Origin of the sequence: Pseudomonas taetrolens (genome assembly GCF_900475285.1) — a bacterium.
GTDB lineage: Bacteria > Pseudomonadota > Gammaproteobacteria > Pseudomonadales > Pseudomonadaceae > Aquipseudomonas > Aquipseudomonas taetrolens.
In genome coordinates this window covers 2,872,877-2,895,998 of record NZ_LS483370.1, presented here as the reverse complement: position 1 = coordinate 2,895,998, position 23,122 = coordinate 2,872,877, and the positions used below count along the sequence as shown (strand labels likewise).

Annotated in this window: 19 protein-coding genes; 9 read left to right on the top strand and 10 right to left on the bottom strand. The window is 59.4% G+C overall.

What is annotated here, in order from left to right; translation table 11 throughout:
* Window positions 1-128: 128 nt before the first annotated feature.
* The 8 genes from DQN55_RS13175 to DQN55_RS13140 form a co-directional block, all read right to left on the bottom strand.
* Window positions 129-1,094 (bottom strand): urease accessory protein UreD, encoded by a 966-nt coding sequence (locus DQN55_RS13175; RefSeq protein ID WP_048382057.1) that lies wholly within the window; start codon window positions 1,092-1,094, stop codon window positions 129-131.
* Entirely contained in the window at window positions 1,091-1,744 is a 654-nt protein-coding gene (ureG, locus tag DQN55_RS13170) for an urease accessory protein UreG (RefSeq protein ID WP_048382058.1), read from the bottom strand. Before ureG ends, DQN55_RS13175 begins: the two co-directional genes overlap by 4 nt.
* A 66-nt stretch (window positions 1,745-1,810) precedes the next feature.
* The gene (locus DQN55_RS13165; protein ID WP_048382059.1) at window positions 1,811-2,497 is read right to left on the bottom strand and encodes an urease accessory protein UreF; all 687 of its coding nucleotides are present in this window, start codon (window positions 2,495-2,497) and stop codon (window positions 1,811-1,813) included.
* Between the two features lie 22 nt (window positions 2,498-2,519).
* Window positions 2,520-3,206, bottom strand: a complete 687-nt coding sequence (gene ureE, locus DQN55_RS13160; protein WP_048382060.1) for an urease accessory protein UreE — start codon at window positions 3,204-3,206, stop codon at window positions 2,520-2,522.
* Window positions 3,207-3,288: 82 nt separating this feature from the next.
* Window positions 3,289-5,007: an urease subunit alpha gene (locus DQN55_RS13155; RefSeq protein ID WP_048382061.1), complete on the bottom strand. Its 1,719-nt coding sequence runs from the start codon at window positions 5,005-5,007 to the stop codon at window positions 3,289-3,291.
* A gap of 74 nt (window positions 5,008-5,081) precedes the next feature.
* Entirely contained in the window at window positions 5,082-5,594 is a 513-nt protein-coding gene (locus DQN55_RS22730) for an urease subunit beta (protein ID WP_048382062.1), read from the bottom strand.
* 53 nt (window positions 5,595-5,647) lie between these two features.
* Window positions 5,648-5,950, bottom strand: a complete 303-nt coding sequence (locus tag DQN55_RS13145) for an urease subunit gamma (RefSeq protein ID WP_048382063.1) — start codon at window positions 5,948-5,950, stop codon at window positions 5,648-5,650.
* Between the two features lie 801 nt (window positions 5,951-6,751).
* Entirely contained in the window at window positions 6,752-7,867 is a 1,116-nt protein-coding gene (locus tag DQN55_RS13140; RefSeq protein WP_231995585.1) for an FUSC family protein, read from the bottom strand.
* A gap of 295 nt (window positions 7,868-8,162) precedes the next feature.
* Between DQN55_RS13140 and DQN55_RS13135 the strand changes: the two genes are divergently transcribed.
* The 8 genes from DQN55_RS13135 to DQN55_RS13100 all read left to right on the top strand — a co-directional run bounded on the left by DQN55_RS13135 (window position 8,163) and on the right by DQN55_RS13100 (window position 18,885).
* Window positions 8,163-9,071: a LysR family transcriptional regulator gene (locus DQN55_RS13135; RefSeq protein WP_048382064.1), complete on the top strand. Its 909-nt coding sequence runs from the start codon at window positions 8,163-8,165 to the stop codon at window positions 9,069-9,071.
* A gap of 160 nt (window positions 9,072-9,231) precedes the next feature.
* Window positions 9,232-10,770: an MFS transporter gene (locus DQN55_RS13130; RefSeq protein ID WP_048382240.1), complete on the top strand. Its 1,539-nt coding sequence runs from the start codon at window positions 9,232-9,234 to the stop codon at window positions 10,768-10,770.
* A 76-nt stretch (window positions 10,771-10,846) separates the two neighbouring features.
* Window positions 10,847-11,854 carry an HlyD family secretion protein gene (locus DQN55_RS13125; RefSeq protein ID WP_048382241.1) on the top strand — a complete coding sequence of 336 codons (1,008 nt, stop codon included), beginning with the start codon at window positions 10,847-10,849 and terminating at the stop codon, window positions 11,852-11,854.
* The gene (locus DQN55_RS13120; protein WP_048382065.1) at window positions 11,851-13,305 is read left to right on the top strand and encodes an efflux transporter outer membrane subunit; all 1,455 of its coding nucleotides are present in this window, start codon (window positions 11,851-11,853) and stop codon (window positions 13,303-13,305) included. The genes DQN55_RS13125 and DQN55_RS13120 overlap by 4 nt, the downstream gene beginning before the upstream one ends.
* A 58-nt stretch (window positions 13,306-13,363) precedes the next feature.
* The gene (locus tag DQN55_RS13115; protein ID WP_048382066.1) at window positions 13,364-14,683 is read left to right on the top strand and encodes an MFS transporter; all 1,320 of its coding nucleotides are present in this window, start codon (window positions 13,364-13,366) and stop codon (window positions 14,681-14,683) included.
* Between the two features lie 82 nt (window positions 14,684-14,765).
* Complete coding sequence (locus tag DQN55_RS13110; protein ID WP_048382067.1) at window positions 14,766-15,260, top strand: sigma-70 family RNA polymerase sigma factor; 495 nt, start codon at window positions 14,766-14,768, stop codon at window positions 15,258-15,260.
* 73 nt (window positions 15,261-15,333) lie between these two features.
* A complete protein-coding gene (locus DQN55_RS13105; protein ID WP_048382068.1) occupies window positions 15,334-16,311 on the top strand; it encodes a FecR family protein in 978 nt (325 codons plus the stop codon).
* 156 nt (window positions 16,312-16,467) lie between these two features.
* Entirely contained in the window at window positions 16,468-18,885 is a 2,418-nt protein-coding gene (locus tag DQN55_RS13100) for a TonB-dependent siderophore receptor (protein WP_048382242.1), read from the top strand.
* Window positions 18,886-18,888: 3 nt separating this feature from the next.
* Here DQN55_RS13100 and DQN55_RS13095 read toward each other — a convergent pair whose 3' ends face one another.
* Entirely contained in the window at window positions 18,889-20,040 is a 1,152-nt protein-coding gene (locus DQN55_RS13095; RefSeq protein ID WP_048382243.1) for an MFS transporter, read from the bottom strand.
* 143 nt (window positions 20,041-20,183) lie between these two features.
* Between DQN55_RS13095 and DQN55_RS13090 the strand changes: the two genes are divergently transcribed.
* Entirely contained in the window at window positions 20,184-20,609 is a 426-nt protein-coding gene (locus tag DQN55_RS13090) for a RidA family protein (protein WP_048382069.1), read from the top strand.
* A gap of 189 nt (window positions 20,610-20,798) precedes the next feature.
* Here the strand turns inward: DQN55_RS13090 and uvrB are convergent, their stop codons facing one another.
* A complete protein-coding gene (gene uvrB / locus DQN55_RS13085; RefSeq protein ID WP_048382070.1) occupies window positions 20,799-22,814 on the bottom strand; it encodes an excinuclease ABC subunit UvrB in 2,016 nt (671 codons plus the stop codon).
* Window positions 22,815-23,122 lie beyond the last annotated feature (308 nt).

Here is a 23,122-nt window from a genome sequence, read left to right as displayed (position 1 = left end):
TGCGAGGCTGCGTCCAGCTGCGAAGCCGTCATAAAACCATTCCCCCGGAATACTGCGTTTACCGGATTTGAGAGGACCTTGCCCCTGTCCGCAGCCTGGCTCCTTGGACAGCTGCTACAGGGTGAGGTTTAGCGCCAGAGGAACTGGGGTGGTAGCGACACGCCAAGAATTTCCTCGCGGGCGACTTTCCAGAACTCGCGGATTTGCGCCTTCACTTCGCCACTGTCATTGCCCAGTACCTTGAAAATCAGGCCACAGTTGTTGGGTAAGCGCGTCACGCCACTGGCCAGCCCCGCGTTCATGTCGAAGATCGCCGGAATACGCTCGACAATGCGGTCGTGATGTTCTTTGGGGGTGAGCAACACCACGTTGCCGAATACGTCGAAGGTTTGCATGACGCCGATGGCATCGAGGCTCTCGCGCTTGGGCTCCAGAATGTACTTTTCAACAAACAGCTCCTTGCCTTCGAGGTTTTCGGCCGCGACCCGGGAGGAGTAGACATCAAAGCCAAAGCGTTCATCGACATGGTGGTACTTGCGGCCCGACATCAGGATCTCGCAATAAATCGCCGTCGCTGTCGGGTGGATCCTGATCTGGGTATCCGTGATGAAGCGCGCGTTACGGTGCGGGATCAGCGGGTCGGGCATGAACTCAAGGTAGCCGCCTTCCTCGACCCGAAAACACTGGATTTGCGAGGCATAGTTGGCATTCATCGAATGCACTTTGGTCGCTGACTGGGTAGTGACATGCCCGCAGGCACCCACCCCCACGTTGACGTCAGTAGCCAGGCGGTCACCCTGCAGTACACAGCCCGAGGTGGAAATCATGGTCACGCAGGGCAGCTCGGGCATTTCCTCATCCCAGTACAAGGCCCGCTGTACCAGAGACGGTACACGCCGCTCCATATCGGCCAGTACGCTGCGATTGCCGCGTCTTTCAAAACCCAGGCGCAAATACCCGCTTTTGCCGACGGCACCGCTGTCCATTTGCGGCGGCTCGTCCTGATAGCTCGCAAGCTCCGGCGCATCATTGCCTAATGAGTGAGCGCGAAGCCGTGAAGGGGTGTTCACGATGTTCAGGCTCTGCGATGTCATGCAGTCACCTCGCTTTTGGCCGATGGTTTTTGCGCGAACAGAAACATGTGTTCGATCATGTCCACCAGTTCTTCAATGCCCTGGCCGGTCTTGCAGTTCGTGAGGATGTACGGGCGGTTGCCGCGCACCACTTTGGTGTCGCTTTCCATGACATCCAGGCTGGCCCCCACGTACGGGGCCAGGTCGATCTTGTTGATGATCAGAATGTCGGCCTGCACCAGGCCCGGACCGTTTTTGCGCGGGATTTTTTCGCCTTCGGCGACGTCGATCACATAGATATAGAAGTCGGCCAGCGCCGGACTGAAGGTCAGTGTCAGGTTATCGCCGCCGCTTTCAATCATGATCAGATCGCTGTCCGGAAATTTCTCTTCCATTTCCTCGACCGCCGCAATGTTCATGCTCGGGTCTTCACGCACGGCAGTGTGCGGGCAGGCACCGGTTTCAACCCCGAGAATCTTGTCTTCGTCGAGAATGCCCTTGAGGGTGCGCTTGACCTGTTTGGCATCTTCGGTGGTCACGATGTCGTTGGTGATGATCAAGGGCTTGTAGCCGCGATTGATCAGAATCGGCGTGATGACTTCAATGATCGCGGTTTTGCCTGAACCGACCGGGCCGCCAATACCAATGCGAGTAATCTTTTTCACAATCATGTTCCTTAACAAAAAACCAGATGAAGCGCGCGGCATCGACAACAGGTCAACGCCGCTGCCAGGGAATCAGTTCATAAACAGCCGCACGTGGGCTTTGACGTGTACCGCTGCCAGCACATCGACGATCGGCACATAGGACGACATCTGGTCGATCTCGCCGATTTCAGCGATGTCGCAGAAGGCTTCGATGTCGTGATTGAGCTCGAACAGAATGTGCTGGGTATCGAGGTGAGTGACGCGCATCAGGCGCATGGCGGCGCTGAGAATGGTCATGGCCACACCGTATTGGTGCATCACCACCACTTCACGCGCGCCAATGCCCTGGGTCGACATCACCACGGCCTGGGTGACGGGGTAGGTACCCGCCGCATGCCCGGCCTTGATTTGCTCCAGCCACCAGCGCACCAATGGTTTTTCGACGACATGGATCGACATTTCGGCCAGCTTTTTGCCCATGCGCGTGGCCATCAACCGGCTTTCTTCATTGAGCTTACGGTTATTCACCGCCCAGTCGGCGCGCAGAATCCCTTCCCGGTCATCGGCCATCGCAGCCCGGTGGGCGGCGACGACACCCATGCCGTCACAGCTGGCGGCTTGTTTCAGGGCCGTCAGGACAAACCCCTTGAGGCTCGCGACATCGTGCACGATGCCTTTCTGAATGGCGGATTCAACGCCGTTCGAGAACGAAAAAGCACCGACTGGCAATACGGAATCACCAAACTGCATGATGCGAATGAGATCTGATGCGTTCATCGTTGGCGCCTTCTTGCCGGACTTAATGCTTGGGATCGTGAGTGTGGTGCGTATGGCCATGATCGTGGCTGTGACTGTGGCTGATACCGTCGCCATGACTGTGCAGGCCCTGGATCTTCAGTGCGGCGGCGGCCTGTTTGTCCTGGGGGCTGGCCACGTGAACGTGGGTGTCGGTTTCTTCGGCACCGCCGAACAGTAAGCGGGCCTCGGAAGTGGTGAGGTTTGGCAGGACTTCAGCCCCGCTGATAAAGGCATAAGGCAAGTGCTGGAAACCGTGGGTACGCATCACCGAATCCATCATTTTGGTTTCGACCGTGAGCGGGATGTACACCTCATTGTTTTTAGTCACGGCTTTCCAGTGCTGGTTGCCCAAGGCATGCCCCAGTTCGAAGCTGGTTTTGATCAGGACATCCAGCGGCTGCTTTTTCAGCTCCTTGAGGTCGATCACCATCACGTCCCGCAGATTCAGCTGCACCACCACCGCCGTGTGGGTGACCGGATCCCAGCGCAAGACATCGCCATCGGACAGCACGACGTTGCGTTCCAGCGAGATCCCGAGATCGAGTCCGCCAGCACTGGTGCGCCGGCAACGGCTTTTTTGCGCCTCGCGCTGGTCGAGTACCAGCAGGTCGACGTTGGCGCCTTCGAGCCTCTGTTTCCATACCGCGTCTTTCTTGGCATTGCCCAGAATGTGTTCAATCAAAATCACGTCGCAAGCTCCTTCCGTGAATCATGTGCGAGAACAGGTCTGCCGGGGCACAGGCCAGCCCCGGCAGTGTTCCGACCAGGCTTTAGCCAAAGAAGTAACGCTGGTTCATCGCGGCGGTGTCGATCGGTTTGCAGGTGGCATGCACACCGTCGACCTTCACCGCGAAGGTTTCGGGGTCGACTTCGAGATGGGGCGTCTGGTCGTTGCGCACCAGGTCTTTTTTGGAGACGGTACGGCAACCGCGGACCGCCATGACCTGACGTTCCAGCCCGGCTTTTTCTTTCACGCCGTCTTCCAGTGCGGCTTGCGAAACGAAGGTCACACAGGTGTCTTGCAGGGTTTTGCCCATCGCCCCGAACATCGGACGGTAGAACACCGGCTGCGGAGTTGGCAGCGAGGCGTTCGGATCCCCCATGGCGGCCCAGTTGATCATGCCGCCCTTGATCACCATCTTCGGCTTGGCGCCGAAGAAGCGTGGGTCCCACAGCACCAGGTCGGCCATTTTGCCGACTTCGACCGAGCCCAGCACATGGCTGATCCCCTGGGCCAGAGCCGGGTTGATGGTGATCTTGGCCACATAACGCAGCACACGGAAGTTGTCGTTGTCGGCGCTGTCTTCCGGCAGTTTGCCGCGCGAGGCTTTCATTGCGTGGGCGGTCTGCATCACGCGCAGCCAGTTTTCACCGACCCGGCCCATGGCCTGAGAGTCACTGGAAAACATGGAAATCACCCCCATGTCCTGCAGCACGTTTTCGGCGGCGATGGTTTCCGGGCGTACCCGGCTTTCGGCAAACGACACGTCGGCCGGGACGTTGGGGTTGAGGTTGTGACAGACCATGATCATGTCGAACAACTCGGCCTGACTGTTGATGCCGTAGGGCAGGGTCGGGTTGGTCGAACTCGGCAGCACGTTGTTCTGGCTCGCCACCTTGATGATGTCGGGGGCGTGACCGCCGCCGGCGCCTTCGGTGTGGAAGGTGTGAATGGTGCGACCTTCAAAGGCATCAATGGTGTCTTCGACATACCCGCATTCGTTCAGGCTGTCGGTGTGCACCGAGACCTGAACGTCCATTTCATCGGCGGTGCGTAGAGAGTGACGCAACGCGTTGGAGGTTGCGCCCCAGTCTTCATGCACCTTCAGTCCGGCCACACCGGCGATGATTTGTTCGGCCAGCGGGTCGCGCCCGAATGAGTTGCCCTTGCCGAGCATGCCGACGTTGATCGGCAGGCCTTCCAGCGAACGCAACATCTGACGGATGTTCCATGGGCCGGCAGTTACGGTGGTGCCGTTGGTGCCGTCGGTCGGGCCTATGCCGCCGCCAAAGAAGGTGGTCACGCCGTTGGACAACGCGTGATACGCCTGTTGTGGCGAGATCAGGTGAATGTGCGTGTCAATCCCGGCAGCGGTCAGAATCAGGTGCTCGCCGGAGATGGCGTCGGTGCTCACGCCCACTACCAGCCCCGGGGTCACGCCGCTCATGATGCCGGGGTTGCCGCTTTTACCGATCCCGGCAATCTTGCCGTCACGGATGCCCACGTCGGCTTTGATCACGCCCTGGATCGGGTCGATGATGGTCACGTTAGTGATCACCAGATCCAGCACGCCATTGTCACGGGTCAAGGTGTTGTCGGACCCCATGCCGTCGCGCAGGGATTTACCGCCGCCGTAAACAGATTCTTCGCCGTAACCGCGCAGGTCCTTTTCAATTTCGACAAACAGGTTGGTGTCACCCAGGCGGATTTTGTCGCCCGTGGTCGGGCCAAACAGCCCTGCATATTCTTTGCGTGAAATGGTTGGCATCGGTGGCTCCTTTTCTAATGCCGCGCGGGCGTCAATGGCTCAACGGCACAAATGCAAAATATGGGAATGCGTAGTTACTTGGCTTTGACGGGCTTGGAGAACTTGAAGCCGTGATCGATTGCGCGCTGAATGGCTTGCAATTTTTCCGGGCGTTCATGGTTGCTGGTGAGCTTGTCAGGTGCCCAGCCATCCACCAGGTTGTTGAAGCCGTACAGGGTCTGTTTGCCGCCGTACGGAATCAGCGAGACTTCAATTTCGTCACCGGGTTCAAAGCGGATGGCGGTGGTGGCGGTAATGTTCAGGCGCTTGCCAAAAGCGGCGGCACGGTCGAACTCGAGCGCACGGTTGACTTCAAAAAAGTGAAAGTGCGAGCCGATTTGAATCGGACGGTCGCCGGTGTTGCGCACTTTGACTTTGGTCACCGGACGATCTTCGTTAAACACAATCGGCGAGCTGGCGTACACACAGCCGCCCAAGGGGACGTTCTCTTCATCGCCTTTTTGTACGCCACCGGGGTTTTTGGCGTGGGGGATCTTGTGATCCGGATGCGTGTCCTGGTGAGGGCTCGTGATTTTCTTGGTGCTCATGACTGATTCCTCCAACGGATCTGTTTGGCGTTTACCGGCGTCACTGCTCGCCGTTACTTGATAGGGTCATGGACCGTAACCAGGCGGCTGCCATCGGTGAAAATCGCTTCAACCTGAACATTGGGAATCAGGTCACTGACGCCGTCCATGACATCGTCTTTGGTTAACACTTTGCTGGCTTCATTCATCACATCTTCAACTGACTTGCCGTCTCGTGCGCCTTCCAGTGCGGTCACGGTGATGATCGAAACGGCTTCGGGATAGTTCAACTTCAAGCCGCGCGCCTTACGTCGGAATGCCACGTCCGATAAGGTGTAAATCATCAGTTTTTCGACTTCTCTCGGGGTGAGCTGCATAAGCCCTCCTATCTACAGTGCGGTAAAAATCAAAGTGCCGAAGTGCCGTGAAAATGGATAAGTTCAGGAAAAAATGACCTCACTGCGCACGCGCCAACATCCCCCGCAGATTGAGTGCAGGCGAACGCTTTAAAGGCGGGGGTGTTGTGTGTGCATACACAGGCATGTCCGCCTGATGTGACGAACACACGCAATGAGCGAGGGGAGGCCACGCGTTTGCCTGAGGTGCATTCGAATACGCGCTGAGTACACCGAGCAGGGCCAGTCCGACCCTTGCAAGGTAAGCGTCGCTTCGACGTGCGTGTGTGTTCAGGTGTCATGAGACTCACCGTTTAAATCCATTAAGACGGGCGCGATCAGAGCCTAGACCATAAATTTCAGCAGGCCAGAGGAAGGTGAAAGATGTTTAAGGAGGACGTTGACAAGGCGTCTGTAGCCAGCAGTTGAGGAGTATTTGAAATACCATATTAAAAACAGGGACTTGTTCAGGGCAGGCGGGTGGTCGAGGGTATTTTTGAAGGTTTTTCTTGACTGTTTAATCAGCTTTTTGAGTGAGAAAATCTTCCTTTATTAGTGAGCTATATCATCAAAATATGTCTGAGCTTTCTGAGTCGCTGATGGTTAGACGGGATAAAAAGGCGATGTGAAGGGCTGAACCCTCAGGCGTTGCCGGGTACTGCCAGCCATTCAAGCGAAAACGAGAATGCATGTGTGTGTTGGATAAACGCAGCGTTTTGGAGCATCGCCAGCAAATCCGCTCCAGCGGGTTCCGATGCCTTGTCCTTGACTGACCGACGGGCGTCAGACATTACCGGGCACTTTTTTGAACAGGTGTTTATGCCCATGCTGGTAAAGCGCTGCATGCAGCTGATCATTCAGCTCGGTGAGTTGCCTGAGCATTTCCAGGCTTAGCCAGACATACGCATAAAACGGTGTTTCGATGAGTTTGCCGTCAATGCTTTTCAGTACCAGTTCGTTCAGGTCGCGGCTCTTTTGCCGCAATTCGGAGCTGATCTGATTATCTGCAATGCCCATGCATAACTTGTTTTGCAACGACTCCAAGGCTTGGGGGATCAAGCGGTGAAGGTCATGCAAGGCCGGTTCACTTTCAATCAACAGATGGCTCTCACGGGACGTCCAGTACGCCTCGATCATTAGGTTCATGGTGGCCAGCAAATTACGGTGCAGGGTTTGCAGCGATTCGAACACTTCCGGCTTCAGATGACTTTCATTGCTGGCGGGGGCAATGAAGCTACGCAACTTGACCACCGCATCCAGTTCATTCTTCAGTTGATCTTCGAGGTCTGGCCGTTTGAGGGTCTGCGGCGAAAAGTAAGCGGTGTAAAGGCTGTCGAGCTTCTCCAGACTTTGACTGAACTTGATCCGCAGATCGGTATAGGCCCGTTGCGGGTAGATGCTGGTGAAGACCATTGCCAGCAACGAACCGGCCAGCACATAAATGCTGCGGGTGATGGCCGATTCCATGTCATTGGGTGGTGCACAACTGACAACCGCCAGTGTTGCGCCGATCAGCAGGGCCATATAGGGGCGTTTACCCAGGGTCAGATAACCGGCGATAAACATCAGCACGGCAGACCACAGCAGCATGAGCGGGAACGAGTAGATTTCGAGGTACAGGCCAATCAGGCCCGACAGAGCACCGATGATTGTGCCACCGGTACGTTGCACGGCCCGTGAAGAGACATTGCCCCAATAAGGTTGCGGCCCCATCACGATCAGCATGGTGATCAGCGCATAAGATGCACCGTCGAGTTTGAAATAACGGATGAGGATAAACGTGATCAGAAACGCCAGGCTGATGCGTGTGGCGTGGATCCAGCGGGAATATCGGCACGACAGATATTCCAGGTTCGAGATTTTGCTGCCCAGTTGCATAAAGTCCCCAATCTCTGTCATGGATTGGGCTGCCAGCGTAGTTCAGGATGGGCGGGGTCACCACCGGGAAGGGCTCTATGGTGGGGCGAGCAGAAGCCGCAGGCATAAAAAAGGCCATTACCATCATGGGGATCCGGTAATGGCCAAAATTCTCAACCAAAGAGAGCGTCAGGCATCAACCTGACGGGCGGCAATGTATCAACGGCAAACTTAGTTAGCTAGCTAAGAGTGCGCGAAACTGTTTTACCTGTTGCGCAATAATGGTGCAGGCCAAGTCGGCTAGGCACGCCATCCGTTACCCGTTAACCTTTCGCCCATGCAAATACCTGACTTGAATCTGCTGATTGCCTTGAATGTCTTGCTCGAAGAGGGCTCGGTGGTGGGCGCTGCCAGGCGCATGAACCTGAGCGCTCCGGCCATGAGCCGTACCTTGACCCGAATTCGTGAAGCCCTGAATGACCCGATCCTGGTACGTTCGGGCCGGGGGCTGGTGCCGACACCCAGGGCGCTGGAGTTGCGTGAGCAGGTCCGGGGCGTCGTTGAGTTGGCGCACGGGGTGTTCACCCAAAGTCAGGACAGTGACCTGCGCCAGTTGGAGCGCACGTTCAGCATTCGCGCCAACGATGTGTTCTTTGGCGTTTATGGCGGTGCCTTGCGCGAGAAAATGGCTCAGGAAATGCCCAAGGCTGCGCTGCGGGTAGTGCCGGAAGGTTTTACCGATGACGAGGCGCTGAGCGAAGGGCGCATAGACCTGGCGATCTGTGCCACGAATACATTCGGTGCCGATATCAAGGTACAAAAACTGTTTACCTGCCCCTTTGTGGGGTTGGCGCGCGAAGGCCATCCGATTTTCGACCGGGCCATCACCGCGCAACATTTTGTCGAGTACGACCATATCAGCGTGTCGCGCCGCGGCCGTGCCCGTGGGCCGATCGATACCGTGCTGGCGGAGCAGGGGCTTGTACGGCACGTGTCATTCACTACGCCAACGTTTTACTCGGCGATCTTTGCCCTGGCAGGCGCCAATCTGATTTTGCCGCTGATGCCGCAGATTTTGCTCAAAACCCTTGAACCCCTGGGGTTGAAGTTACGGGCATTTGAATTGCCGATTGCCTTGCAACCGGTCGAAATCTCCCAGGCCTGGCACCCGCGCCTGGATAACGATCATGCCCACCGCTGGCTGCGGCGCACCCTCAAAACCTTCTGCGATAACGCAGTGTCCTGAATCCTGCTGTGGATTGCGTTTCGTGCAATCCACAGTTAGCTATTTATCAATTTTTATAGCAATTCAGACTGTTTAAACTTTCTGTCATCGATTGAATGACGGAGTGAGGCATGTCTTGGGGTTTTAGCAGTGCAGGTAAATGGGCGTCGGGGGGCTGGGTGTGACGTCATTGACGGCAGGCTCGCCGGGTATTCTCACGCCTGCGCCCGCCCCGACAACGGCCAGCACGGCATTTGGCCTGCGGATTTTTACCGGTCTGGTGGGGGTATTGCTGGCGGTGCTGGTCTCGGGGTTCAACGAGAACGTGACCAAGGTTGCCATGCCGGATATTCGCGGGGCCATGGGCATTGGCTACGACGACAGCACCTGGCTGCTGGCGGTGTATTCAGCCACTTCCATCAGCGCCATGGCATTTGCGCCCTGGTGCGGGGCGACCTTTTCCTTGCGTCGTTTCACCCTGTGCGCAATGGGGGCTTTTTTACTGCTGGGGGCGCTGTGTCCGTTTGCGCCTAACGTCAATGTGCTGATGTTGCTGCGAACCTTGCAAGGCTTCGCGGGAGGCGCATTACCGCCCATGCTGATGTCGGTAGCGTTGCGCTTTTTACCCCCCGGGATTCGTCTCTACGGGTTGGGCGGTTACGCACTGACGGCCACCTTCGGTCCTAGTTTTGGTACGCCGCTGTCAGCCTGGTGGGTGGAGTACGCGGGGTGGCAATGGGCGTTCTGGCAAGTGATTCCTTTGGGGCTGCTGGCCATGCTCTGTGTCGCCTGGGGCTTGCCCCTGGATCCTTTGCGCCTGGAACGTTTCAAGCAATTTGACTGGCGCGGTCTGCTGCTCGGCCTGCCGGGTCTGATCATGCTGGTGCTGGGGCTGGAGCTGGGTCAGCGGCTGAACTGGTTCGAGTCGGGGATGATTCGGATTTTCATCGTCGGCGGGGTGTCCCTGCTGGTGCTGTTCTTTATTAATGAGTGGTCGCATCCGCTGCCGTTCTTCAAATTGCAATTGCTGAAAATCCGCAACCTTGCACACGCCTTGCTGACTTTGGGCGGCGTGCTGTTCGTGTTGCTGGCAGTGATCAAGATTCCGTCCAGTTACCTGGCGCAGGTACAGGGCTATCGTCCCCTGGAGACCGCTCCGGTCATGCTGGTCGTGGCGCTGCCGCAATTGATCGCGCTGCCCTTGGTGGTTGCGCTGTGCAACCTGCGCCGGGTTGATTGCCGTTGGGTATTGGCCATCGGCCTTGGGCTGCTGGCCCTGGCCTGTGGCATTGGCTCTCAGGTGACATCGTTGTGGAGCCGCGAGAACTTTTACGGGCTGCAGGCGATTCAGATCATTGCCCAGCCCATGGCGGTCATCCCGCTGCTGATGCTGGCCACGGGCGGGCTGAATCCGGCCGATGGCCCCTTTGCATCGGCCTGGTTCAACACCGTCAAAGGTTTTTCGGCGATGGCGGCGGGGTGCGTATTACAAGTGCTGACGCTGAATCGCGAGCACTTCCATTCAACGATGCTGGTTGATCGCCTGGGCAATTCGCCGCTGGTCAGTGAGGGCGCTGACCTGGCGCACCGGATCCATCAACAGGCGGTGGTGCTGACGTCTTCAGACCTCTACCTGTACATGGCAGGCCTCGCACTTTTATTGATTGTATTAATCCCCTTCGGCCCGACGCGGATCTACCCGCCGCGGGCTGCAAGCTGAACATCTGCTGGAGCATAGAATGAGTACGACACACGGGCGCAAGCCTTGGTTAATGGCGGCTGCAGGCCTGGTGGCGATGGTGGTGCTTTACGGTCTGTGGCGACTGGTATTTGCCACGGGCACGGTGCAGAGCACCAATGATGCGTTTGTCAGTGCTGACTACACCCTGGTCGCCCCTAAAGTCGCCGGTTTTATCGATGATGTATTGGTGCAAGACAACCAGTACGTCAAGGCCGGCCAGCTATTGGCCCGGATCGATCCGCAGGATTATCAGACCGAAGTGCGGGCCGCACAGGCCAGCGTGGCCACGGCGCAGGCGCAATTGACCAATGCCGTGGCGATGCTGGAGCGCCAACGCTCGCTGATCGAGCAGGCCAAGGCCACCGTCGATGCCGACCTGGCGCAGGTTGAGTTTGCCGAGCATGAGTTGCAGCGTTATCGGCACCTGGCCGGGCAAGGGGCGGGTACGCTGCAGAATTTGCAGCAAGCGAAAAACCGTTCGCAAACTGCCCGTGCGCATTTGGCGCAGCACAAGGCTGCGCTGGAAGCGGCTCGTCAGCAGACCCAAGTACTGGCAGCGCAAAGCACTGCCGCCGAGGCCTCGGTACAACATGCCCAGGCCCTGCAGGCGCGGGCCGAACTGGAGTTGTCGTACACACAACTGGTGGCGCCTTTTGACGGTGTGATCGGGCGGCGCAGCGTGCGTCTCGGTGCCTACGTCAAGCCGGGCGACAGTGTGCTGGCGGTCGTGCCGCTGGCAGAAGCTTATGTGGTGGCCAACTTTCTGGAACACCAACTGACGCACATGCGTGCGGGGCAACGGGTCACGATCAAGGTCGACAGCTTCCCCGGCGAAACGCTGGAGGGCAGCATCGACAGTATTGCGCCGGCCACCGGCGTCACGTTCTCGGCAATAGCACCGGATAACGCCACGGGCAACTTCACCAAAGTGGTGCAGCGGATTCCGGTGAAGATCGTGCTCGATCCTGGGCAGGAGCAGGCCCGGAACCTGCGGGTCGGGATGTCGGTTAATGCCTCGATTGACACCGCTTCGCTCCACGACGAACAGGTCAGCGCTCGATGAAACGCACTCTCCTGGCCTGCGCTGTGGCCTGTTACAGCGCGTTGAACCTGAGCGGTTGTGTCCTGGGCCCGGACTTTCAGACCCCGGCTACGCCACTGGCGGAACACTGGGCGCCCACTGCCAGTGCCGAGGGCCACAGCCAAGGCGTGGAGTCGAGGGTTGACCCGCGTTGGTGGGACAGTTTTGGCGATCAGCAATTGTCGGCCTTGGTGCGTGAGGCACAGGCGCGCAACTTTGATGTGCAACTGGCCGCCAGCCGGCTGGAGCAGAGCCAGGCGCTCCGGCGCCAGATTGCCGCAGATACGCTGCCTGCCGTGGATGCTTCGGCAGACTACAGCCGTAGCCGGAATACTCAGCGCGGCTTGAATGACCCTTCGGGACGCAGCGGCAAGCAGGCGTTCAGCCTGTGGAATGGTGGCCTGGGGATCAGTTGGGAAGCTGACCTTTGGGGCCGGGTCAAACGTTCGGTCGAAGCCGCCGATGCCTCGGTGCGGATGGCCGAAGAAGACCGTCACGGCGTGCAATTGCTGGTGATCGTGCAGACGGCGCAACATTACATTCGGCTGCGGGGTACTCAGCAGGCGTTGCGGGTGGTGCAACAGAACCTGCAGATTGCCCGGCGCAGCCTGGAGCTGACGCAATTGCAGGTCAAAGAAGGCGTGGCCACTGACCTTGAAGTCTCGGAAGCCGCAGCCCAAGTGTCCGAAATCGAAGCGCGCATGGCACCGCTGCAGCAGCAAAGCGCGCAACTGATCAATGCCTTGAGTCTACTGCTGGCCCGGGAACCGCGTGCCTTGCAGCAACAGTTGCAGGCCGCGGCTGCGGTGCCTGCCTTCGGCGCGGATGTGCCGGTCGGCCTGCCCAGCGAGTTGGCGCAACGTCGTCCTGATATTCGCCGGGCCGAGGCCCGGCTGCATGCGGCCACGGCTTCGATCGGTGTGGCCCGGGCGGATTTTTACCCGCGTATTACGCTGTCCGGCAACTTCGGGTTCCAGGCCATGCAGTTGTCTGATCTGGGCAGTTGGGGCTCGCGCAACTTTGCTTTTGGCCCCGGGCTCAGTGTGCCGCTGTTCGAGGGCGGGCGCTTGCAGGGCGCGTTGCAGTTGCAGGAAGGTCGTCAGCAAGAGGCGGGCATCACCTACCAGAAAACCGTATTGCGCGCCTGGCACGAAGTGGATGACGCCCTGGTGGCGTACCAGGCAGGTCAGCGCCGTCGGGACAGCCTGCAGCAGGCCGTGGAGCACAGCCAGCGCGCCTTGGGCAGTGCTCAGCAGCAGTATGCGCAGGGCACGGTGGACTTTCTCAACGTGCTCACCGTGCAAAATGCGCTGCTGGCCAACGAAGCGGCGCTGGTGGAGAGCACCGCCAACGTGTCGTTGTCGCTGGTGGACTTGTACGGCGCATTGGGTGGGGGCTGGGAAGCCTGGTCCGAGGCCGCCGTGCCTCTGTAGCCGTCGTGAAACATCCGGATTTGTTATGCTCGCGCCCTTGATCGCATTGAGCCTATTTATGTCTGTCGATACTCAAGCCAATACCGTGCGTTTTTCGCGCGCTGACTACCGAACCCTGGGTTTGGCGGCATTGGGCGGGGCGCTTGAAATCTATGATTTCATCATCTTCGTATTCTTTGCCCTGACCCTGAGCCAGCTGTTTTTTCCGCCGGACATGCCGGAATGGCTGCGGTTGCTGCAAAGTTTCGGGATCTTTGTGACCGGGTATCTGGCGCGTCCGCTGGGCGGGATCCTGATGGCGCACTTTGCCGATCATCTGGGCCGCAAACGGGTGTTCAGCCTGAGCATCCTGATGATGGCGCTGCCTTGCCTGCTGATCGGGATCATGCCGACGTATGCCGACATCGGCTATTTCGCGCCGCTGATCCTGTTGGCCCTGCGCATTCTTCAAGGGGCTGCGGTGGGCGGCGAAGTGCCGAGCGCCTGGGTATTTGTTGCCGAGCATGCACCGGCCGGCCGTCGAGGTTATGCGCTTGGGTTTTTACAGGCCGGGCTGACCTTTGGTTATTTGATCGGCGCCTTGACCGCGACCTTGCTCGCCCAACTGTTCACCCCCGAAGAAATCCTGGATTACGCCTGGCGCTATCCGTTTTTGCTGGGCGGTGTATTTGGAGTGATTGGCGTCTGGCTGCGCCGCTGGCTGAATGAGACACCAGTATTTCTGGCCTTGCGCGAGCACAAGGACGGCATGGCGCCGTTCCCGTTGCGTACGGTGCTGCGCGATCACCGCGGTTCCTTGTTGCCGGCGGCCTTGCTGACATGTGTGCTGACCAGCGCCGTGGTGGTGTTTGTGGTGATCACGCCGACGGTGATGCAGCAGCACTTTGACATGAGCGCCAGTCATACCTTCGCTTTGAGCAGCCTGGGGATCGTATTTTTGAATCTCGGTTGTGTCCTGGCCGGGTTGATCGTTGACCGTATTGGCGTCTGGCGCAGCATCGTGCTCTACAGCCTGTTACTGCCCCTGGGCATCGGCTTGCTCTACGCCAGCCTGGTGGGGCAATGGGGGCTGCCGGGTCTGGCCTACGCGTTTGCCGGCTTGACCTGCGGGATTGTCGGTGTGGTGCCGTCGGTGATGGTGGGCCTGTTTCCGGCCCCGATCCGCGTCTCGGGGATTTCGTTCACCTACAACATTGCGTATGCGTTGTGGGCCAGTACCACGCCGCTGCTGTTGATCGCGCTGATGCCATGGAGTCCGTGGGTGTGCGTGGCGTTCTGCGCGATGATGGGGCTGGTGGGGCTGTTGACCGCTCGCAGGTTTGGCTTCGCCCGGGGGCATCAAGTGGAGCGGCGTTTGCTGGCCGAGGCCGAGCGTTAGAACGAGCTCTTTGTCAGGGCGGTGATTGCGGGCATTAATAGGAAGCATTACTATTCGCGCCCCGCCTTCATAGCCCATTGCGATGACTCATAAAGTGCCCCGCAAAACGGGCTTTTTTGAACATTACGAAGAGTTGATCGGTACCTGGACCCGTCGCCTGCGCAATCGTCAGCAGGCGCAGGACCTGGCCCATGACACCTTTGTCCGCGTGCTCGAATCCGATTCGGATGCTGTCGTACAGCCTCGTGCGTATTTGCACCAGACTGCACGCAATATCGCCGTGGACGGTTTTCGCCGTGAAGAGCTGCGCGACGCCAAAGAACTGGCCGCTGTTGCCCCCTGTTCTTCCGAAACCGGTGACCCGGAGCAGTACATGCGCGCGTTCCAGCTGGCCGAGTCGGTCGAGCGGGCCTTGCAGGAACTCCCGCTCAACTGCCGCAAGGTGTTCGTCTGGCAAAAAATCGAAGGGCTGACCCAGGCCGAGATCGCCGACCGCCTGGGGCTGTCCAGGAACATGGTGGAAAAGTATATGATCCGCACCCTGCGCCATCTGCGTGAACGCGTGGAGGCGCCGTAATGACATCGGGTCGCGAATTACAATTGCAGGCGCAGGGCGTGGTTTGCGCGCCTGTGCCGCTAAGGATTGCATGATGGAGACGCGTGACTGTACAGGTGACAGCGCGAGCGTTCGCGATGCTGCCGCGAGCTGGTTCGCGCGGCAACAGGCGCAGACCCTGAGTGCGGCGGAGCAGGCCGAACTGGCCGCCTGGCGCTTGCAACATGCGGCGCATGAGGCGGAATACCAATGGCTGGTCAACCTGTGGTCGGCCACCGAGCTGTTGCCCAAGGCGCGTTTGCAGGCGCTGTGCGAGTCGCCGGCGGTGCCGGTCAAGCACCGTTCGCTACTGCGCTATGCAGTGGCGGCGAGCGTGCTGGCCGTGGCCGCCGGCGCAGGCCTGTGGATGCAGGCGCCGTCCTCAGCGGGTTACCGGGGCGAATTCAGCACGGTGCTCGGCGAGCGTCGTGAAATCACTCTGCCGGATGGCTCATCCATCGAACTCAATGGGCGCAGCCGCGTGCGTGTCCACTTTGAACACCAGCAGCGCAAGGTCGACCTTGAACAGGGCGAAGCGATGTTCAGTGTCGCCGTTGATCGCGATCGACCGTTCGTGGTGCAGGCCGGTGCGGGTCAGGTGACGGTGACCGGCACCCGCTTTGATGTGCGTCGCGACGGCGACGAGGCGCAGGTGGCCGTAGAGTCCGGGCATGTTCGGGTCCAGGGGGCCAGCGCGCCCGAGGCGGTCAACCTGACTGCTGGCCTGGGAACCCTGGTCGATGCCCGGGGGCGGGTGGCGGCGGCCCGGCCGGTGGATACACAGGCGCTGACGGCCTGGCGCAAGGGCCAGTTGGTGTTCAACGACGCCACCCTCGGCGAAGTGGCCGCAGAAGTGTCGCGCTATCGTGAGCAGCCTCTGCACGTAAGCAGCCCGGCATTGGCCCGGTTGCGTGTTTCCAGCGTGTTCAAGACCGATGACACCGACGCCTTGCTCAAGGCGTTGCCGCGGATCCTGCCGGTCGCCATTCAGACCCGTGCCGATGGCAGCCAGGAAATCATCGCCAGAAAATAATGCCCTGACCGATTCAGGTTTTTTTCGAGTTCTTCGTCTTCTTGAACAACTGCAACTGGTTTGCATTAACAGTCGTACTTCGGTGCGATCAACAGGGCAAGACTCGACGTGAAAAATAACAATCCTTTTGAGGCGGCTTCTTCGCTCGCCACTGCTTTGAGCACCCCGGTCTCCGTTGCACGTACGCGCTGGTTGCCGCTGGCCCTGGCGCTGGCGGTCAGTAGCGCGACACCGTGGGCGTTTGCCATCGAGCCGGCGTCGAGTGCTATTCATATTCAGGCCCAGCCCCTGGGTGCAGCCTTGAGCCAACTGGCCCAGCAAACCTCATTGCAGGTGTTTTTCAGTCCGCAGCTGGTGGCCGGCAAGCTGGCACCGGCGGTGGAAGGTCAATTGTCACCCGAGCAAGCCTTGAGCCGACTGTTGCAGGGCAGTGGCCTGAGTTACGAACTGGACGGTGATGCTGTCACTCTGCGCGCTGCGCCGGTGGCGGGTACCGCTGCCGCAGCGGGCCCGCTGGAGCTGGGGCCGGTGGATGTCAAAGTCGTGGGCGACTGGCTGGGCGATGCCAATCAGTCGGTGGTCCAGAATCACCCTGGCGCACGCACCGTGGTACGGCGCGAAGCGATGGTCGAGCAAGGCGCGATGAACGTCAGCGATGTGCTCAAGCGTATTCCCGGCGTGCAGGTACAGGCCCCCAACGGTACGGGGGGCAGTGATATTTCATTGAACGTGGGCGTGCGCGGATTGACCTCGCGCCTGTCGCCACGCTCCACGGTGCTGATCGACGGTGTCCCGGCGGCCTTTGCACCTTACGGCCAGCCGCAATTGGCGATGGCGCCGATTTCCTCGGGCAACCTCGACAGCATCGACGTGGTGCGAGGTGCCGGCTCGGTGCGCTACGGGCCGCAAAACGTGGGTGGCGTGATCAACTTCGTGACCCGTGCCATCCCTGAAACCTTCCAGGGTGAAGTCGGTACGACGCTGCAAACCTCCGAAGGTGGCGGCTGGAAGCACATGGAATCCGCCTTCTTGGGGGGCACGGCCGATAACGGTATCGGTGCCGCTTTGCTGTACTCCGGGGTGAAGGGCGACGGTTACCGCACTCGCAACAATGACAACGACATTGATGACGTGTTGCTCAAGACGCACTGGGCACCGACCGATCAGGATGATTTCAGCCTCAACTTCCATTACTACGACGCCACCGCTGACATGCCCGGCGGTTTGACCCAGGCGCAGTTCGATGCGGACCCGTACCAGTCGGTGCGTGACTGGGACAACTTCAGCGGGCGGCGCAAGGACGTCTCCTTCAAGTACCTGCGCCAAATTGATGATCAAACCCAGTTCGAAGTCCTGACCTATTACACCGACAGCTTCCGTGGCAGCAATATCGCCGCGCGCAATTTGCAAACCGTGACGGCCTATCCGCGTAACTACCACACCTTCGGCATCGAGCCGCGGGTGTCGCATGTCTTCACCCTGGGCCCGGTGACGCAAGAAGTCGGTGTGGGTTATCGCTATCTGAAAGAGGCGATGCATGAACAGGCAAGCATGCTTGAACTGGTCGATAACACCCCTGTGTCCGGGCCAAAGGGGGACGGGCATGTGTACCAGGATCGCACGGGCGGTACCGAAGCCAGCGCGATCTATATCGATGACAAGATCGATGTGGGCAACTGGACCGTGACCCCGGGCATTCGTTTTGAACGTATCAGCACCCACTGGCACGACCGTCCGGTGCTCGACGCCAAGGGGGTTCCGGTCGAGGAAAAGAAGCGCAGCATCGACAGCAATGAAGCGCTGCCGGCCCTGAGCGTGATGTATCACCTTTCGGATGCATGGAAGCTGTTCGCCAACTATGAAACCTCCTTTGGCAGCCTGCAGTACTTCCAGCTGGGGCAGGGCGGTACGGGGGATCAGACGGCGGCAGGCCTGAAGCCGGAGAAAGCCAAGACTTACGAAATCGGCACCCGTTACGACAATGGCACCTGGGGCGGTGAAGTAACGGTGTTCTACATCGACTTTGCCGACGAGTTGCAATACATCAGCAACGATGTGGGCTGGACCAACCTGGGCGCCACCAAGCACCAGGGCGTGGAAACCTCGGTGCACTACGACATGTCGGGGCTGGACGCGCGGCTCGACGGCTTGTCGGTGAATGCCGGGTTCACCTATACCAAGGCGACATCCGAGGGTGACATCTCCGGGTTCAAAGGGCGTGACCTGCCGTTGTATTCGCGCCAGGTGCTCAACCTCGGGGCGCGTTATGCGGTTAACCGCTGGACCTACAACCTCGACATGTTTGCCCAGTCCAAACAACACGCGCCGGGTACCGGTGGCACCTACATCACCGATCCGACGGCCGATGGTCAATACGGTGACATTCCGGGCTATGCCACCTGGAGCACCCGCGTCGGCTACGACTTCGGCCCGCAAGCGTCGAATCTCAAGCTGGGTGCGGGGATCAAAAACCTGTTCAACCAGGAGTATTACACCCGCTCCAGCGACAACAACTCAGGCATTTACCTGGGTGAGCCGCGGACGTTCTTTGTCCAGGCCAGTGTCGGCTTTTAACGGCTAGACCTGAATCCTCCGCCCGCTGATGGCCACGCCCAGCAGCAGGGCGGTGATCAGTAAAAAGGCCAGGCTCAGGCTGCTGGCATGGGCGATAAAACCGATGGCCGCCGGGCCTGCCAGAATCCCCGCATAGCCCAGGGTGGTGATGGCCGGCACGGCGATGCTTTCGGGCATCACCGTTTGCTTGCCAACGGCGGTATACAGCACCGGCACAATATTTGAGCAACCGACGCCGACCAGCGCATAGCCCAGCAGGGAAAGCTCCCAGTTCGGGGCCAGGGTGGCCAGCGCCATGCCAAAGGCGGCGAACAAACCTCCCAGAACAATTACCCGCCTCGCGCCCAGACGCCTGACGATGGTATCGCCCAGCAATCGGCCGACCGTCATGGTCAGTGCGAATGCGGCATAGCCCAAGCCCGCATAGGCTTCACCCAAGCTTTTTTCGGTGGTCAGGAACACAGCGCTCCAGTCGAGCATGGCGCCTTCGGCGAGGAACACGATAAAGCACAGCACCCCGATAAACAGCACTACCCCATGGGGCACGGCAAAGGCCGGGCCGCTGCTTTCGCTGCCATAGGGCAACAGATGCGGTGCCGCTTTGGCCAGCGCGGCCAGTATCAGCACAACCACGGCTGCAATCGCCCACAGCGGCGACAGGCCCAGGGCGAGCAGGGCGCTGACCCCGGCTGCTCCGGCAATCCCGCCGACGCTGAACAAGCCATGAAAGCCCGACATCATGTGACGCCCGCTGGCGCGCTCGACGATCACGGCTTGCAGATTGACCGTTGAATCCACCGCGCCGAGCCCCGCACCAAACATAAACAGGGTCGCGATCAACAGCGGCAACGTGCTGGCCGTCGCCAACAGCGGCAGGCTCAGGCAAATCAGAATCGTCCCGACCACCAGCACACGACGGCAACCAAAGCGTGTCGCCAACAGGCCGGAGATGGGCATCGCCAGGATCGACCCCGCCCCCAGACACAGCAGCAACAGACCCAGGGTGGCCTCATCGAGCCCGGCACGGGCCTTGGCATACGGCACCAGCGGTGCCCAGGCAGCCAAACCGAACCCGGCAATAAAAAAAGCTATGCGGGTCGACATTTGCTCGAGACGCCCCGGTACAAAAGGGGCGTGGGTGTTGATGGCGGTCATGGTCATCCTTGTCGATCGGGTCTGTGACGCAGCGCAACATCCTTACATATTTGCGCACTGCGTCGCGAGGGCGCTGGCACAGGGGATGGCGAGAATGGTTGAATGGCGCGCTTGTGCCTTCACTGCCCACCGGAGAGATTTTTATGGACAAGAACCTTCATCCCGCCGTGCAATTGCTCAACCCGCCCGGGCTGTACGACCCTTCAGCCAATGGCTACTCCCACGTCGCGCGATTGGCCCCCAATGTTCGCCTTGTGTACACCGCGGGCCAGGGCGCAGAGAACGTCGACAGCGAACTGTCGCCGGATTTTGCCGAACAGGTGCGCCAGGCTTTTGCCAACCTGCAGATCGCCCTGGCCGCGGCCGATGCACAGCTCAAGGACGTGGCCAAACTGACCGTGCTGATTGTCGATCATAGCCAGCAACGCTTGCAGATTCTGGGCGCGGAAATAGACCGGCTCTGGGGGGCGGCCGCCAAACCGGCCTGCACCCTGATCCCCGTGCCGCGCCTGGCCCTGGATGGGATGTTGTTTGAAGTCGAAGCTGTCGCAGCAGTGGGCTGCCCTTAGCCGTTAATGCGACGCCCTGTAGCCGCTGCCGCAGGCTGCGAAAAGGGCCGAAGGCCCTTCAAGAGCGGGATCGCAAGGGTGTCCTCAATTCCGTGGCGACATCACCCTACGCATGCTTCGCAGCTGGATTACAGAGTGCGTGTAGCAGTTGACGAGTGGAACGAGGCTACGTCGCTCTACCGCTGCACGTCACACCTGCAACAGGCGCTCGCGGAGTTTGCCGATTTCGTCGCGCATCTGCGCCGCCGCCTCGAACTCCAGGTCGCGGGCGAGGGCGTACATTTTTTCTTCCAGTTGGCGAATGCGCTTGCTGATTTCGCTGGGGGACCGCAGTTCGTTTTCGTACTTGGCGTTTTCTTCGGCCGCCTTGGCCATGCCTTTGCGTTTCTTGCTGCGTGACCCCGGGACCACCGCACCTTCCATGATGTCGGCAACGTCCTTGAACACGCCTTTGGGGGTGATGCCGTTGGCCAGGTTGAAGGCGATCTGTTTTTCCCGGCGACGTTCGGTTTCGCCAATGGCGCGCTCCATCGAACCGGTGATACGGTCGGCGTAAAGAATGGCCCGGCCATTCAGATTACGGGCCGCACGGCCAATGGTCTGGATCAACGAACGCTCGGAACGCAGGAAGCCTTCTTTGTCTGCGTCAAGAATGGCCACCAGCGACACTTCCGGCATGTCCAGGCCTTCTCGCAGCAGGTTGATGCCCACCAGCACGTCAAACACCCCAAGGCGCAGGTCGCGAATGATTTCGACCCGCTCCACGGTATCAATGTCGGAGTGCAGGTAGCGTACCCGTACGCCATGATCGGCCAGGTAGTCAGTCAGGTCTTCGGACATGCGTTTGGTCAGCGTGGTGACCAGCACCCGCTCTTCCAGTGCCACCCGCTTGGATATCTCGGACAGCAAATCGTCCACTTGAGTCAGGGCCGGGCGAATTTCGATTTGCGGGTCGACCAGGCCGGTCGGGCGCACCACTTGCTCAACAATCCGGCCGGCATGCTCGGCTTCGTAATTGCCGGGGGTGGCCGAGACAAAAATGGTTTGCGGGCTGATGCGTTCCCATTCATCAAAGCGCATCGGCCGGTTGTCCAAGGCCGACGGCAAGCGGAAACCGTATTCCACCAGGGTTTCCTTGCGCGACCGGTCGCCTTTATACATGGCACCGACTTGCGGCACGCTGACGTGGGACTCGTCGATCACCAGCAGCGCATCGGCCGGCAGGTAATCGAACAGGGTCGGTGGCGGCGCACCGGATTCGCGGCCCGACAGATAGCGCGAGTAGTTTTCGATGCCGTTGCAGTAACCCAGCTCCATGATCATTTCCAGGTCGAAGCGGGTACGTTGCTCCAGGCGCTGGGCTTCGACCAGCTTGTCATGGGTGCGCAGGTAGTCGAGACGCTCCTTGAGCTCTTCCTTGATGCCTTCGACCGCATCCAGCAGGGTTTCACGTGGCGTTACGTAGTGGCTTTTAGGGTAGAAGGTGAAACGCGGCATCTTGCGTATGACTTCGCCGGTCAGCGGGTCAAAGGCGCTGATGCTCTCGACTTCATCGTCGAACAGTTCGATGCGGATGGCTTCAAGATCCGATTCGGCCGGGTAGATGTCGATCACGTCGCCCCGTACGCGGAACGTGGCGCGGGCAAAATCCATATCGTTGCGGGTGTATTGCAGGTCGGCCAGGCGGCGCAGCAGTTCGCGCTGGTCAAGCCTGTCGCCGCGATCGACGTGCAGCACCATCTTCAAATAGGTTTCCGGGCTGCCCAGGCCGTAAATACAGGACACCGTGGTGACGATGATCGCGTCCTTGCGCTCCAGCAGGGCCTTGGTCGCGGACAGGCGCATCTGCTCGATGTGGTCGTTGATCGAGGCGTCCTTCTCGATAAAGGTGTCGGAGGAGGGCACATAGGCTTCGGGCTGATAGTAGTCGTAGTACGAGACGAAGTACTCCACCGCATTGTTCGGGAAGAACGCCTTGAACTCACCGTATAACTGCGCGGCCAGGGTTTTGTTCGGCGCCAGGACCAGTGTCGGGCGATTCACGTGGGCGATGACATTGGCGATGCTGAATGTTTTACCCGAGCCCGTTACGCCGAGCAGGGTCTGGTGCGACAGTCCGGCTTCGATGCCTTCGATCATCTGGCGAATGGCTTCGGGTTGATCACCCGCGGGTTTAAAGCGGGTAACAAGCTGAAAGTCGGACATAACGGACCTCTGGGTTCGCGTCTGAAGGCGTGGGCCGTTCAAAGGCGAGAAAGACGGGATACGGCGCTGGCTGCAGAAAAAACAGGATACGGCTAAATATGGAGGTCATGTCCGAGTGTTTCAAGGCGCGAGTCGACAACGTTATTCAGGCCAGGATTGCAATTAGACCAGTGGCCCGTAAATAAACTGAAATAGTTGCTCAAAACTGAGAATAGCCTGTCGCCCCAATTCATTAACGGCTTTATACTTGCTCCCCGTTTGTGCACCGCTCTAGTGCAATCGGCTGGAGCGTTGTCACCCCCTCCATA